Source organism: Corynebacterium sp. HMSC064E08 (assembly GCF_001811805.1).
Taxonomy (GTDB): Bacteria; Actinomycetota; Actinomycetes; order Mycobacteriales; family Mycobacteriaceae; genus Corynebacterium; species Corynebacterium jeikeium_D.
The window spans coordinates 204,350-218,952 of record NZ_KV806693.1 but is presented as its reverse complement, the minus strand read 5'-3'; the positions used below and the strand labels follow the sequence as shown (position 1 = coordinate 218,952).

The 14,603-nt window shown below is 57.2% G+C and carries 13 protein-coding genes; 7 read left to right on the top strand and 6 right to left on the bottom strand.

Going from position 1 to position 14,603, the window contains the following annotated elements; all coding sequences use genetic code 11:
• Positions 1 to 166 precede the first annotated feature (166 nt).
• The 5 genes from HMPREF2820_RS02545 to HMPREF2820_RS02525 all read left to right on the top strand — a co-directional run bounded on the left by HMPREF2820_RS02545 (position 167) and on the right by HMPREF2820_RS02525 (position 5,492).
• Positions 167 to 733, top strand: coding sequence for a TetR/AcrR family transcriptional regulator (locus tag HMPREF2820_RS02545; protein ID WP_016422763.1), 567 nt, complete (start codon positions 167 to 169; stop codon positions 731 to 733).
• Between the two features lie 142 nt (positions 734 to 875).
• On the top strand, positions 876 to 1,625 hold the full coding sequence (locus HMPREF2820_RS02540; protein WP_070438429.1) for a glutamine amidotransferase-related protein: 750 nt from the start codon (positions 876 to 878) through the stop codon (positions 1,623 to 1,625).
• Positions 1,626 to 1,672: 47 nt separating this feature from the next.
• The gene (locus HMPREF2820_RS02535) at positions 1,673 to 2,419 is read left to right on the top strand and encodes a glutamine amidotransferase (protein ID WP_083229260.1); all 747 of its coding nucleotides are present in this window, start codon (positions 1,673 to 1,675) and stop codon (positions 2,417 to 2,419) included.
• 45 nt (positions 2,420 to 2,464) lie between these two features.
• The gene (locus HMPREF2820_RS02530) at positions 2,465 to 4,741 is read left to right on the top strand and encodes a sensor histidine kinase (protein WP_016422760.1); all 2,277 of its coding nucleotides are present in this window, start codon (positions 2,465 to 2,467) and stop codon (positions 4,739 to 4,741) included.
• Positions 4,734 to 5,492: a response regulator transcription factor gene (locus HMPREF2820_RS02525; protein ID WP_224433497.1), complete on the top strand. Its 759-nt coding sequence runs from the start codon at positions 4,734 to 4,736 to the stop codon at positions 5,490 to 5,492. The genes HMPREF2820_RS02530 and HMPREF2820_RS02525 overlap by 8 nt, the downstream gene beginning before the upstream one ends.
• Here the strand turns inward: HMPREF2820_RS02525 and HMPREF2820_RS02520 are convergent.
• Positions 5,489 to 7,120 carry an ABC-F family ATP-binding cassette domain-containing protein gene (locus HMPREF2820_RS02520; RefSeq protein ID WP_038625400.1) on the bottom strand — a complete coding sequence of 544 codons (1,632 nt, stop codon included), beginning with the start codon at positions 7,118 to 7,120 and terminating at the stop codon, positions 5,489 to 5,491. The two genes, HMPREF2820_RS02525 and HMPREF2820_RS02520, sit on opposite strands and share 4 nt — an antisense overlap.
• A gap of 20 nt (positions 7,121 to 7,140) precedes the next feature.
• Here HMPREF2820_RS02520 and HMPREF2820_RS02515 point away from each other — a divergent pair, with 20 nt between their 5' ends.
• Together HMPREF2820_RS02515 and HMPREF2820_RS02510 are read left to right on the top strand one after the other, a co-directional pair.
• Complete coding sequence (locus tag HMPREF2820_RS02515; RefSeq protein WP_070602609.1) at positions 7,141 to 8,349, top strand: lycopene cyclase family protein; 1,209 nt, start codon at positions 7,141 to 7,143, stop codon at positions 8,347 to 8,349.
• Between the two features lie 98 nt (positions 8,350 to 8,447).
• Entirely contained in the window at positions 8,448 to 9,911 is a 1,464-nt protein-coding gene (locus HMPREF2820_RS02510; protein WP_070602607.1) for an amino acid permease, read from the top strand.
• A gap of 404 nt (positions 9,912 to 10,315) precedes the next feature.
• On the opposite strand, the gene HMPREF2820_RS02505 is transcribed toward HMPREF2820_RS02510, so the two are convergent.
• The 5 genes from HMPREF2820_RS02505 to sufD all read right to left on the bottom strand — a co-directional run bounded on the left by HMPREF2820_RS02505 (position 10,316) and on the right by sufD (position 14,599).
• Positions 10,316 to 10,780: a metal-sulfur cluster assembly factor gene (locus tag HMPREF2820_RS02505; RefSeq protein WP_016422755.1), complete on the bottom strand. Its 465-nt coding sequence runs from the start codon at positions 10,778 to 10,780 to the stop codon at positions 10,316 to 10,318.
• The gene (sufU, locus tag HMPREF2820_RS02500) at positions 10,773 to 11,288 is read right to left on the bottom strand and encodes a Fe-S cluster assembly sulfur transfer protein SufU (protein WP_069359562.1); all 516 of its coding nucleotides are present in this window, start codon (positions 11,286 to 11,288) and stop codon (positions 10,773 to 10,775) included. Before sufU ends, HMPREF2820_RS02505 begins: the two co-directional genes overlap by 8 nt.
• A 20-nt stretch (positions 11,289 to 11,308) precedes the next feature.
• Entirely contained in the window at positions 11,309 to 12,562 is a 1,254-nt protein-coding gene (locus HMPREF2820_RS02495) for a cysteine desulfurase (protein WP_049190724.1), read from the bottom strand.
• On the bottom strand, positions 12,555 to 13,316 hold the full coding sequence (gene sufC, locus HMPREF2820_RS02490) for a Fe-S cluster assembly ATPase SufC (RefSeq protein ID WP_049190726.1): 762 nt from the start codon (positions 13,314 to 13,316) through the stop codon (positions 12,555 to 12,557). Before sufC ends, HMPREF2820_RS02495 begins: the two co-directional genes overlap by 8 nt.
• A 92-nt stretch (positions 13,317 to 13,408) precedes the next feature.
• On the bottom strand, positions 13,409 to 14,599 hold the full coding sequence (gene sufD / locus HMPREF2820_RS02485; RefSeq protein ID WP_048734172.1) for a Fe-S cluster assembly protein SufD: 1,191 nt from the start codon (positions 14,597 to 14,599) through the stop codon (positions 13,409 to 13,411).
• Between the last annotated feature and the right edge of the window lie 4 nt (positions 14,600 to 14,603).

Below are 14,603 nucleotides of genomic sequence, written 5' to 3'. Positions count from 1 at the left end.
GTAGGTAGCGCTAGCCCGCGGATTCATACCCCACGGGCTAGCGCCCTGCCGGCCTCGGGTTTCTCTACCCCAACCAAAATGAGGCTTGGGAAGTATAGGAATGGCGCTGCCACGTCATGCAGTGAAACATGTCCCTGGGCGTCGCCGGCAAGAAAAGAGTTTCCTTATGCCAAAAGTGAGTAACCAGGATTTAGCTCAACGGCGGCACGAAATTCTCGACGGCGCTCGGCAGTGCTTTGCAGAATTCGGCTACGACGGCGCAACGGTCTCTCGTCTGGAGTCCGCTACCGGTAAGTCTCGCGGTGCTATTTTCCATCACTTCGGATCCAAAGAAGGTCTGTTCTTAGCATTGGCCGAAGAAGATGCCGCAAATATGGCGGAAGTCGCGGAGGCTTCCGGCTTAGTGGAAGTAATGCGTGATATCGTGGCGAACCCAGACAAGCATGGCTGGCTGGGAACTCGCCTTGAGATTGCCCGTCGCCTTCGCAGCGATCCGGAGTTTAAGGGCCAATGGTTGGGCCATCAGGATCAATTGGATGACGCTGTTGCCCACCGATTGACCCAGACATCCTCATCCGGCTCCCTACGGTCGGATTATTCGGTTCGCACGATGCAGCTTTTTCTCGAGCTGATGCTCGATGGCATCATCGTTCGTCTGGCATCTGGTCGCACTGTCGACGAATTGGATTCCGTGCTTGATTTAGTTGAAGACAGCTTACGGCGCAAGGACTAGCCACTCAGGCTAGGCCTGATAGCGTTACGTACCACCCGCTCCCCTAATACGGGAGCGGGTTTCGGCTTTCTGCCGTGCATTTACCCCGTTTGACCGGTGAAGATGCATAGATTTCACTCAATATGGACTAAGCTGTCTATTTATGAGTGTGGGTAAGTTTTTGTTGGTGGCGCTCCGCCCCGCAGATGGTGCGGGGCAAGCCGAGTACCAGGACTTTCTGGATTCCACCGGGCTTGAGCCCAGCCAGTTGGATCTGTTTACCATCGACGCTGTCGGCGCTAAGTTGCCCGACCTGACCTCCTATGACGGCGTATTCGTCGGAGGCAGCCCATTTAACATCACCGACCTTGAGCATTCGGGGCTGCAGAAGTATTCGCACGATGTGCTTTACGACGTACTTAGGAGTCCTGTCCCCGCACTGCTTATCTGCTACGGCGCTAGCTACACGGCCTTTACTTCGGGCGGTTTGGTTAACCTGCGTCACGGCGAAGTAGCGGGTTCTACCCGGGTAGAGCTCACCGAAGCTGCCACTCAGGATCCAATAGCTTCGGTGTTGCCTCCGGTTTTTTATGCGTTGACTGGCCACAAGGAATCCGTTGCGGAACTTCCAAATCACGCGACTTTGCTTGCCACAGGCCCAACCTGTCCGGTGCAGATGTACTCGATCGGATCGAATAACTGGGTTACCCAATTTCATCCGGAGATGAATGCCAACGGACTGCTCCGCAGAATGTCTTTCTACACCGACGTCGGTTACTTTGACCCGGAGGAAGTCGATGCGATTCGACTAAAGGTATCTGATGTGGACCTCCAGGCCGTCTCGTCAATCATCCCCCGATTTATGCACGTATGTACGCATGCAGCCAATCCGAGCCTGCTAGTGGTGCAGTAGTCTCCGTCCCCCTCTAGCTCCCTTTTTCACGAAATTTGTTCCCGCAAATGTCTACCTCCGCCAAGCCCTTCCTCCTGCTTTCCACACGCGGCGAAGATGCCGCAGCTCACGCTGAACATCTCTCATTTGCCAGGAGGTGTGCATTGGCGCCGGCAAAGTTGCATCAAATTCGCCTGGAACAGTCTCGTCCGGGGAATCTGAATCTAGATAACTACTCGGGCGTAATCGTTGGCGGAGGTCCCTTTAACGCCTCTGATGACGATAAGAGCTATCTACAGAAGGAAGTCGAGACCTGGTTCGAGGATTTGTTGGCAGAAGTGCTCGAACGAGACTTCCCCTTCTTCGGAGCTTGTTATGGCGTCGGCCTGCTCGGTACTGCTGGCCATGGCCGTGTCTCCCGCAAGCACGGGGAGCAGGCAGCTGTAATCGAAGTAGCTGCAACTCCAGATGGCGAATCAGATCCAATTCTTGATGGTTTACCGGCCCACTTTCACGCCATCGTCGGCCACAAGGAGGCCATCGAAGAACTGCCTGGCGACGCTACGTTGTTGGCAACTGGAAAGGACTGCCCCGTACAGATGTTTCGGTTGGGCCGCAATGCATATGCGACGCAGTTTCACCCGGAATTAGATGCCAACACGTTTGCCCAGCGTCTCCAGATTTACGCAAATGAGGGCTACTATTTACCAGGAACAGATCTTGAAGCGGTGTCGGCCGCGCGACAGTTGGATGTTGCTCGAAGTGGGCGTATTCTTCAGAATTTCGCTCGGCTTCATACCGCATGTAGAGACTAATTAGTTTTATCTAGTGGCAATAAGCAAAAGGAATGTGATTGTCGCATGGAGAGGTGGAATCCCGATTCGGCACTTGCCGGACAGTCACCATCAATTGAAATGTCTGTGCTGCGATCCGGCGCGATTATTATTGCCGTCACCGGCTTTTTGTGGCAGGTTGAATCGGCTGTTCGTTCTGTCCCCTTTGAAAACTTTCTGAGCCACTGGTTCCCTTTTGCATCACTGCTCATATTTATTCTCAGCGATATGTTGCTGATTTGGGCTGTGATTAATAATACGCGGCGAGGCCTTATTACCGCACTGCGTGTGCCGATGTACATCATGTTGGTTTTCCTGATGTTGGTTTCAACCTATTGGGATCTCCCTCATAACCTCGTTGGAAATGCGCTCTGGTATAGCCCATTTTCAGGTTTAGCCCTCGCTGCATTTGCTCTGACAGTGCCACTCCACATCAGTTTGTCCGTGATGGTATTTGTTCCCGGACTTATTGCGGTCATTAATTCGTGGTTGCTGGGACACACTTTTTGGCTCGACATGTTGTCGGATGTTGGTTTCAATCTCATCAACACTTTTCCATTTGTGATTATTGCAGGCTCTGCACAACCCGTCGCAAGGCTTATTGACTTCACCTACGAGAACTCTCGGAAGGTCAATGAGAGAGCGGAGCGTATGCGTGTCCGCGGCGAGGCGATGAGCAGCTTCAACGCCTATGTCCATGACTATGTATTGGCCGCACTGTCTGCAATCGGTAAGGGCTCTAAGATTGACTTCTCGCTAGACGAGCAGACTGGGCTGTTTTTCTCGCCTCGGCAAACAGTAAGCGGTAGAACTTTTGCTGAGGCTGTACGGGCGCAATTGATGTCGGTGAGCCCCGACATTTCGGTAACGCTAGACACCAGCGAAGAAGGCGGTCCAGTTCGGCTGCCAGGAGAAGTTGCTAACACGTTCCTATTAGCCGCAACCGAGGTGGCAAATAATGCCAAGCGTCACGCAGGTGCCGCAGCGGAAAAGAAATGCCACATTCGTGTTGCCTCGGGAGAGGTGTCCATTGATTTTCGTGACGATGGCACCGGGTTTGACCCCGAGGGAATTGACCCGCATCGTGCAGGTATCCGGTTGAGCGTTAAAGGGCGAATGGAGGCCCTTCGCGGTGGAGATGCTCTCGTTAATTCAAAGCCTGGGAAAGGTACTCAGGTTATTCTCAAATGGCACGGTAATACCTCTCCTGTGGAAGAGGAAGATGTAGTCGATTCCTCCGCTCACACGACATCGCTGTATGACCTCATGGGAATGTCAATTGTTTTTTCCTGGCAGTTCTACGGCGCGATCGTCGGCGTGTTGTTCATGGTTCTAGTCAGTAATGGACAATTATTTACCGCGGCCGGGCAAATCAGTCTGGCATTAGCGATCGGCCTTCTCGGGCTGATTATGTATGGCCGCCATTCACAATTGCCGTTAGCCCGTGCAATCGTAACTGGTGTCGCGATCGTTGTATTAGCTGTCGTGGGGCTCTACCAGCCCATTCCAAATAATTTGGAATGGTCGTATTTCTGGCACTTTAGCTTAATTTCTTTTGCATCTGCATTGCTCGCCATCCGCGGCCGCCCCTGGGTTGCGCTGAATTCAGTGCTCGGTGGCGCGATCATGGTGGAGCTTCTCAAGTTCTTCCCCTTTGCCCCCTCGGATACGACCCACATCAGTATCTCTGGAGTTGACCTGTTAGTTCGCTCCGTGATGTTGGTCGCGGGAATTTTGACGTCCATCATGGTCCGCTTTTTTATGCGCACCGTTCCGCAGTCTATTCAGGATTATAATCGTGCGCTGTACGCTGCCGGGGCCGCCAAAGAGTACGAAATTAGCAGCCAGAGTAACTACGAATGGCTGCAGCGCCGGGTCGGCCCCATTTTTAGCGCCGCTGCAGTTTTGGAAGAACCGACCCCGCGACTGCAGTTGCGTGCGAGGCTTACAGAGCAGCTTCTCCGAGACGTCCTACGTTCGCCGCATCTAAATGTTGGGTCCCTTCACCAAGCTGTTTGGGACGCCCGCGCAAGAGGTGTTCATGTCCGGCTCCTCGATGACCGCAATCACACGCAGGCCGTTTCCGATAGCACCGATGTGCGCCGTATTCCGCTTGTCGACGACGATTCCGCGGTGGCCAAGTTGATGCCGAACTTCCTCGAAGCAATCGATAACGCCGAAGAAGGATCGGTAACAATTCGCCTATTGCCCCCGGGCAGACGTGCATTTGCATCTATTTCTGATGACAATGGAGTGCAAAGGTTTGATGAAGCCGGTGAGAGGATAGTGATGTCACGTGACTAGGGAGAATATTGCGGGAATGAGCAATGCTTCCATCGACGTCTCGGCTGCAATTGACTCCGACAACATCGGAGATTACAGCGTGCAGTCGGATCGTTTGCTTCGCGTTGCTGCGATTGATGATCATGCCTTGACTCTGCAGGGGCTCGAAACCCTGCTTTCTGCAGAGCCAGACTTTGAGCTCGTCGGCTGTTATCAAACTGTGCCGGAGCTACTGGCCGATGTGGGCACCGATGACCGCCTGGATGTGGTCGTGCTGGATCTACGGCTGGCGGATAATTCAGATCCAGCGCAGAACGTTCTGTCGCTGGAATTGGTTACCGATCACGTGCTCATCCTCTCGTCAGCTGAAAGCCCATACCTTGTCCGAAAGGCAGTGCGTACCGGAGTGATGGGGGTTGTGCAAAAATCGGAAACCCCGGAGACAATCGTGTCTGCAGTACGGCTGGCGGCACTTGGCAAGGGCGCTCTGACTACAGAATGGGCATCGGTAGTTGACTCTGATCCCCTGCTCGACTCTGTCGATCTGTCAGAACGCCAGCGTGAGGTACTGGAGCTTTACGCCTCCGGTGAGTCGACGAAGCGAGTCGCGTCGATGACAGGGCTGACACCGAACACCGTGTTGGACTACTTGGGTCGTATTCGAGCCAAGTATGCGGCAGCTGGCCGGGCCGAGAACAGCCTTAACAAGTCGGAGATGTATAGGCTCGCTCAGCAGGACGGTTACCTGCCAGGGCCAATGGATCCGTCTTAAGCCAGCTCGACGATTTCCATGTAGTCGTCGCTCCAGAGGTCTTCGGTGCCGTCGGGAAGCACGATGACGCGCTCGGGCTCTAGCGCCTTGACCGCACCTGGATCGTGGGTAACCAGAACGACGGCCCCGGTGTAAGTGCGAAGTGCATCGAGAACCTGTTCGCGGGACTGCGGGTCGAGGTTGTTAGTGGGCTCGTCGAGAAGCAGGACGTTTGCGCGGGAGCTAACCAGCGTCGCCAGCGCCAGACGTGTCTTCTCACCACCGGAGAGGGTTCCCGCTGGCTGCTGCAGCTTGTCGCCGGAGAACATAAAGGCACCGAGCAGGCTCCGCAGTTCCGGCTCGTTGACGTCAGGGCAGGCGTAGACCGTGTTTTCCCAGACAGTCTTGTCCGGGTCAATCGTGTCATGCTCCTGGGCGAAATAGCCGATGCGCAGGCCGTGGCCGGAGACAATGCCGCCTTCGCCATCGGTGCGCTCCACACCGGCGAGTAGCTTCAGCAGCGTCGTCTTACCAGCGCCATTGAAGCCGAGGACAACCACGCGGGACCCCTTGTCAATCGCAAGATCCACACCGGCGAAGACTTCCAACGAACCATACATCTTGGTCAGTCCCGTGGCGTTGAGCGGAGTCTTGCCACAGGGCGCCGGTTCTGGGAAGGAAATATGAGCGACCTTATCCTCGACACGGACCTCGTCGAGACTGTCCATCATGCGCTCAGCACGAGCCACCATCTGCTTGGCCGCACGGGCCTTCGTCGCCTTCGCGCCTAGCTTCTCGGCCTGCTTGCGCAGTGCGCTGGCCTTCTTCTCCGCGTTAGCGAATTCACGGCGACGTCGAGCCTCATCGGTCGCGCGTGCCGACAGGTAGTTCTTCCAGCCCATGTTGTACACATCAGCTTCGGCGCGCACCGCATCGAGGAACCAGACTTTGTTACACACGGCCTCGAGCAGCTCGACATCGTGCGAAATCATGATCAAGCCGCCCTCATGCTTACTGAGGAATTCGCGCAGCCAGGTAATCGAATCCGCATCGAGGTGGTTCGTCGGCTCGTCGAGAAGCAGCGTCGTGGCGGACTTGCCCGAGCCTTCGGTAGCGGCGAAGAGAATCTGAGCAAGCTCGACGCGGCGGCGCTGACCACCCGAAAGCGTCTTCAGCGGCTGGTCGAGTACGCGCTCCGGCAACCCCAGCGCGTCGCAAATGCGGGCTGCCTCGGCGTTCGCCTCGTAGCCGCCGAGGTCGTGGTAGCGCTCCTCGAGACGCGAAAACTTCCGAATCGCCGCATCGCGTTTCGTGTCAGTGGTCGCGGTCTCCATGATCTCCTGTTGGCGATCCATGCTGCGGCGGATTTGGTCAAGACCTCGCGCCGACAGCACACGGTCGCGGGCGGAGATGTCGATGTTGCCCTCGCGCGAGTCCTGTGGCAGGTAACCAATCGAGCCAGAGCGCACTACTGAACCGCCGTAGGGTTCAGTTTCACCGGAGAGAATACGCATAGTCGTCGTTTTGCCAGCACCATTTCGCCCGACGAGTCCAATCCGGTCTCCCGGCTGGACGCGCAGCTGCTCACCCGGCGCAGTGAGCAGGGTACGGGCGCCGACTCGGACTTCAAGGTCATGGGTCACAATCACGAACGAGTAGCCTACCAGTTATGACCTCATTTCCCGTGACCGCCTCCGTCGTCGGCCTCGGGCCCGCCGGAAGAATCGCCGCCCACCGCGCATCCGCTCGCGGCTGGGATGTCACCGCTTATGACCCAGCCGGTGGCACACTGCCCTCGACGATTGGTCTCTGGTGCGACCAACTCCCCGACTGGTTGCCCAGCGACTTCCTCGCCGCCACTTTTCAACCCAGCGTCATTCTTGCCGGCGGCACCGAACGTCAGCTCGCCCGCAACTACGGCGTTGTTAACAAGGACTGCCTGCAAGAACTTGGCGGTTTCCACATCGAACGCCGCGCACTCACCGATTCCGAAACCACGGGTACTGACATCACAATTGTCACCACCGGGCGCACGCACGCCGCAGTCGGGCGAGGTGGGCAGGTACGGCAGCTCGCCATCGGGCACATCTTTTCGCTTGACGACGTCCCCAGCGCCCACCGCCGCGCAGTCCTCATGGACTTCACTCCGGCTGAACCGGTTGACCCAGCGGCAGAGCCGGCTAGTTTCTCCTATCGCATTTTCTTGGATGACAGGACCTTCCTCATTGAAGAGACCATTCTCGCTACTCCGACTCCTATGGTTGACGGGTATCGTGGCGAAGCCGGTGCTGCAGTCCGGATCGGCGGTGAGGCCGATGACTCCGCACTTTTAGCGCTGTTGCGTAGACGCCAAGGTGCACGGTTGAAGTCCCTGGGGCTTTCGGAAGATCTGGCCATCGATGAAGAAGTGGTGTCCTTTCCCCTACTGGCAAACTTTCCCTCTCGCCGCGGTAACTTCTGGCACAGTGGACCATCCATGGGCACCCTCTTCGGCTTTGCTGGTGGTTGGATGCATCCTGCCACTGGTTACTCGGTGGGTTCGGTTATCGAAGATGTCGACCGCTTCTTGGCCGATATGGAAAAGAAGGGAAGCCGGACGCTGGGGACGTCGTTAAGCATGCGATTGCAGCGATGGCTACGCGAACGTGGGCTCGCGGCGTTGCTGGGGTTCGATGCACGACAGACGGGTGCGTTTTTTCGGGCGTTCTTTTCGTTGCCGGAAAAGGACGTGTTTGCCTATTTGATAGGGACATCCCCACTGACGACGCTTCGCGCTATGGCGAAAGTGGCCGTGCCTTTGCTGAAAATGAGTCCGCGTACGTGCGGAAAGCTCATCGCAGGGTTTGTGCGGGGACCTGGGAGATGGAGATCTCGTTGACCGGGAGCATATACATCAGCCGATTTGTGGGGTGATACCAACAATTAAAGCGGTGTGGTTTTTGCATTCACCGGAGTACAAACGCTTATGATAAATGAATGACTTCGACGCAATCTGAGGAGACTTCCTCACAAAACCATAAGCTTCAGCGCAGGCTGAGAGCTCGCCACCTGAACATGATTGCCATTGGTGGTGCCATTGGTACGGGCCTGTTTGTTGCCTCCGGTGCGACCATTTCGCAGGCCGGTCCAGGCGGTGCGCTTATCGCTTACGCTCTTATCGGCATCATGGTGTGGCTGGTTATGCAGTCTCTCGGCGAGATGGCCGCTTACCTGCCGGTGCCCGGTTCCTTCCAGGAGTACGGTCGCCGATACGTCTCAGAATCCTTCGGCTTTGCCATGGGCTGGAACTACTGGTTTAACTGGGCGATTACTGTGGCCGCAGAGCTCGTCGCTGCTGCGCTGGTGATGCGCTATTGGTTCCCGGATGTGCCTTCAATCATCTGGTCCGCGCTCTTCCTCGCGATTCTATTCGGGCTGAACGCCCTGTCCGCACGTGCATTCGGCGAGGGTGAGTTCTGGTTTGCGACCATCAAGGTCATTACCGTCATCGTCTTCCTCGTTCTTGGTGTCGGCATGATTTTCGGCATCTTGGGCGGCTCCTCCCCCGGCTTCGAAAACTGGACCACGGGCGACGCCCCATTCGTCAATGGCGGAATGGGACTGTTGGCTGTCTTCGTTGTAGCCGGATACTCCTTCCAGGGCACCGAGATGGTTGGCGTAGCAGCAGGTGAGGCTGAAGATCCTGAGCGTACGATTCCCCGCGCGATTCGCACTATCTTCTGGCGTATCCTGCTGTTCTACATCGGTGCCATCGCTGTTATTGGTTTCCTTATTGCGTACACGGACCCGAATCTTCTGAACGCCGCCGAGGACAACATTTCCATTTCACCGTTCACCCTGGTCTTTGAACGCGCAGGTATTGCGATTGCCGCTGGCCTGATGAACGCCGTTATTCTGACTTCGGTGTTGTCTGCGGGTAACTCCGGTATGTATGTGTCCACTCGTATGCTGTTTTCCCTGGCCCGCCAGGGACACGCTCCGCGTTACTTCGGCAAGCTTTCCGGGCACGGCGTTCCGCTGCGCGCTCTGATTGCCACCGCTGTGATCGGTATGGCTGGCTTCATTACTTCATTGGTAGGCGATGGCGTGGCGTACACCTTCTTGTTGACACTTTCTGCGCTCGCGGGCTTTATCACCTGGTTTGGTATCTCTTTCAGCCACTACCGCTTCCGCAAGTGTCTGAAGGCCCAGAATATCCCGTTGGATTCGCTTCCCTACAAGGCGAACTTTTTCCCTGCCGGTGCTGTGCTGGCACTGATTATGTGCTTCTTTGTGGTGGCCGGACAGGCACTTGATCCGATCCGCACTGGCGAAAATATCTTCGCTATCCTCACTCCGTACCTGGGTATTCCGGTATTCGTCCTGCTGTGGTTCATCCATAAGAAGGTCACGGGCTCCAAGCTCGTTGACCCGGCCACTGCAGACATGAGTCGCGAATAGCTGCGAATGGCTGTGAATAGCTGCGAGTAGCTATGCATCTCGCATCTAACTCTCACGACTTGGATTAGCAGTCGAAGACAATAGCGACCCCGCTTGGCACTTTTCAGTGTCAGGTGGGGTCGCTTTTAACTCCGAGTCGGACAGCTCGAAAAATTGCGGGGATGCTCGTGTGAATACGGGCTGCAAAATGTGAAACTGTGCAAGTTTATGACGCTTTCAGGCCATTTTTTGAGCCATTTTTGACATAAATGCAGTCAGTAACTCGCATCGCCCTACCGATCCCGGCCATAAACGCAGTCAGCAACTCAAAAACAAACGAAAAAGTGCCTAGCTGAACGAGCCAGGAGCTCGTCGCCAAGCACTTTTAACGTAGCGGTTCCCTAATCACCGCTGTCACTGATCATCTAGACCGAGAAGCCGAGAGCGCGCATCTGCTCGCGGCCGTCCTCAGTGATCATGTGTGGGCCCCATGCCGGGGACCAGACCCAGTTGAGGCGGAAGTCGCGGATACCCTCGACCTTCATAACCTCGGAGGCAGTCTGGTCGGTGAGCATATCGGTCAGCGGGCAGGCCGGGGACGTGAGTGTCATGAAGATAGCGGCAATGTCGCCTTCTTCAATCCAGATGTCATATACCAGGCCCAGGTCCACGACGTTGACTCCGAGTTCCGGGTCAACAACCTCGTACATTGCCTCTTCAACCTGGATGGCCAGCTTGTTATCGGCTTCGGTCTGCTCCGGTGCCGGCGGGACGGTGATGGACTCGTACGCATCCCCCTCATCAATCGGAGCACCAGTGGTCATGGTGTCCTCGTCGACAGCATCAGGCTGTGCGGGCGAGGTGGCGTCATTAGCGATTGGTTCAGTCATGGCGATGGCCTTCCTCGTCATTGGTAACGGTTACAGTCGCGGTACCAACGCCGTTGCCTTCAGCGGCGTTGGCCAGAGCCTCAGCGGTCGCGGCCTGGAAAGCCTTCCAACCGAGAAGAGCGCACTTCACGCGGGCGGGGTACTTAGAAACACCAGCGAAGGCAATCCCATCGCCGATAAGGTCCTCATCGCCCTCAATCTTGCCTCGGGAGGTGACCATCTTCTCGAACTCGGCAAGCTTGGCCATGGCCTCGTCGACAGTCTTGCCGACAATCTCCTCAGCCATAACTGAGGTAGAGGCTTGCGAGATAGAACAGCCCACGGCGTCATAGGAGACGTCATTGACGACGGTGAGGTCGTCGTTCAGAGTGACGCGAAGCGTGAGTTCATCGCCACACGACGGGTTGACGTGATGCACTTCCGTATTGAAAGGCTCCCGCAAACCCGCATGCTGCGGATGCTTGTAGTGATCCAGGATAACTTCCTGGTACATCTGCTCGAGCTTCATGTCCTTCTCCTTTCTTAAAGTTACGGGGTGACACCGAAGAACTTCTGTGCATGGCGCACTGCGTCGGCAAGCGCCTGAACGTCCTCTTCCGTGTTGTAGATGTAGAAGGATGCCCGGGCGGTCGACTGGGCGTTGAGGATTTGGTGAATTGGCCACGCGCAATGGTGACCGACGCGGATGCACACGCCCTGGTCGTCTAAAACCTGGCCAAGATCGTGCGGGTGAATGCCCTCGACCTTGAAGGAGACTGCAGAGCCACGCTGTTCTGGAGTAGTCGGCCCGATGATGGTCACGCCGTCAATTTCCTGCAGCTTCTCCAGTGCGAGCGCGGTCAGGTGGTGCTCATGAGCAGCCACCTTATCCATACCAATGGAATCCAGGTACTTCACCGCAGCCCCCAGACCGACGACCTGGGAAGTCATCATGGTACCCGCCTCGAAGCGCTGCGGAGGCGCCGCGAAGGTGGTCTTCTCCATGGTGACGACCTCAATCATCGAACCACCAGTGAGGAACGGCGGCAGTGCCTCGAGCAGTTCCCGGCGACCGTAGAGCGCGCCGACCCCGTTGGGGCCGAGCATCTTGTGGCCGGAGAACGCCAGGAAGTCCACATCGAGATCTTTGACGTCGACAGGCATATGCGGCACCGACTGGCAGGCATCGAGGACTACCAGCGCACCGACCTCGCGTGCACGGCGCACCATCTCCTTCACATCGGTGACTGCACCGGTGACGTTTGACTGGTGGGTAAAGGCCACTACCTTGGTCTTCTCGCTGAGCTCCAGCGAGTCCACGTCAATGCGGCCGTCCTCAGTCACGCCATACCAACGAAGTGTCGCACCGGTGCGGCGAGCCAGCTCCTGCCACGGCACCAAGTTCGCGTGATGCTCCAGCTCGGTGACGACAATCTCGTCACCTTCGCCGACCTGGTACTGACCTGCGCGGTCGTCGCCAAGCACGAATGCCACTGTGTTCAACGCTTCGGTGGCGTTCTTGGTGAAGACCAGCTCGTCATAGTCGGCGCCGATGAAGCCAGCGATGGCTTCGCGGGCATCTTCGTAGGCGTCCGTGGCCTCCTCAGCGATCTCGTAAGCGCCGCGGTGCACCGGTGCATTGTGGTGGGTTAGGAACTCCACCTCAGCATCGATGACTTGCTTGGGGCGCTGCGAGGTCGCTCCGGAGTCCAGGTAGACCAGCCGCTTTCCGTCACGGACAGTGCGCGACAGAATCGGAAAGTCCTCGCGGAGTGATGGGGTGAGTAGTTCGGCGTTAGGCATTGATGTACTTCTCGTAGCCGTGCTCTTCCAGCTCGTCTGCAAGCTCCGGGCCACCGGAGGTGATGAAGCGACCATCGTGGAAGACGTGGACGAAGTCCGGCTTCACGTAGTTCAGGATGCGCTGGTAGTGAGTAATGATCAGAATGCCGCCGTCGTTTTCGTCCTGGTAGCGGTTAATGCCGTCAGAGACAACGCGCAGAGCGTCGACGTCCAGGCCGGAGTCGGTCTCGTCCAGGATGGCGAACTTCGGCTTCAGCAGGTCGAGCTGCAGAATCTCGTGACGCTTCTTCTCGCCACCGGAGAAGCCCTCGTTGACGGAGCGCTCGGAGAACGACGAATCGATCTCCAGGTCAGCCATTGCCTCACGGACCTCCTTGACCCAGTGACGCAGCTTCGGTGCCTCGCCACGGACAGCGGTCGCTGCAGAGCGCAGGAAGTTGGACATGGACACGCCGGTGACCTCGACCGGGTACTGCATTGCCAGGAAGAGGCCAGCGCGAGCACGCTCGTCGACGCTCATCTCCAGCACGTTTTCGCCGTCGAGGAGAATCTCGCCCTCGGTGACTTCGTAACGCGGGTGACCTGCGATGGTGTAGCTCAGGGTGGACTTACCAGAGCCGTTCGGCCCCATCACAGCGTGGGTTTCGCCGGATTTAATCGTCAGGTTGACGCCCTTCAAAATCTCCTTGGGCTCGGCGGACTCGTCGGTCGGCAGCACCTGCGCGTGGAGGTTACGGATTTCCAAAGTGCTCATAGTGAAATCTTTTCCTTTAATCGGTGTAAGTGGCCTGTCCCCCGGCACTTCCGGGGTGACAGGACGGAAAGGGTGAGAAAGAAGATAAGCGGTTAGAAGCCAGCGGTGTTGAGCTCTTCGTCAACGAGCTTTTCAAGCTTCTCGCGAACGGACTCGACCGGAATCAGGTTGATGACCTCGCTGAAGAAGCCGCGAACCACCAGACGGCGAGCGGCCAGCTCCGGAATACCACGCGAGAGCAGGTAGAAGAGCTGTTCCTCGTCGAAGCGGCCGACGGTGGCAGCGTGACCAGCACCGGCAATCTCACCGGTTTCAATCTCCAGGTTCGGAACTGCGTCGGCACGCGCGCCCTCGGTGAGCAGCAGGTTGCGGTTGAGCTCGTAGGTGTCGGTGCCAGTAGCTTCTGCACGAATGAGCACGTCTCCCACCCACGCGGTGCGGGCCTCACGATGAGCGACATTCGGCTCGCCCTGCAGCGCGCCCTTGTACATCACGTTGGAGCGGCAGTTCGGCACAGCGTGGTCGACCAGCATGCGGTTTTCAAAGTACTGACCGGCATCGGCGAAGTACACGCCCAGCAGATCGACGTCGCCGCCGGGTGCCGTGAAAGCAACGCGCGGAACGATACGGACAACCTCGCCGCCAAACGTTGCGACAGTGTGGCGCAGCGTAGCATCCCGGCCGACACGAACGTGGTGCGCCGAACCATGAACGGCATCTTCGTTCCAGTTCACCATGGTCACGACGCCCAGCTTGGCGCCGTCGCCGATTACGAACTCGATGTTGTCCGCGAACGTGCCACTGCCTCGGTAGTTAATGACGCAGACGGCCTCGGCATGGGACTGCACGTCAATGACAATGTGGCCGTAGGACACCTTGTCCTCGCCCGGACCATCGATGTCGATGACGACAGGCTCCTTGGACACCGAGTTCTTCGCGAAGGTCACGATGTGCGCATCGTCGAAGTTGGAGTACGCCTGTGCTGCCACGCGGTCCGTTGGGGCGCCGGCGCGACCAAGGCGCTCGTCGGCACGCTTGACGACGTCCACAGCGACGCCATCCTGACCAGCAGTCTCGACCGAAATTGAGGCTGCAACCGGCTCTGCTGCGGTGCCGTTGTGGAGACCGCGGAGCTTACGCAGCGGCGTGAACTTCCACTCTTCATCCTTGCCATGCGGCACGGCGAAGTCCTCCACGTTGAAGGATGAGAAAACGTCGCCCTTGTTCGCCAGCACGCGGCGGCTATGAGCAGCCTGGTTTTCGTTGTTAATCGTCGTAGTCATTGGT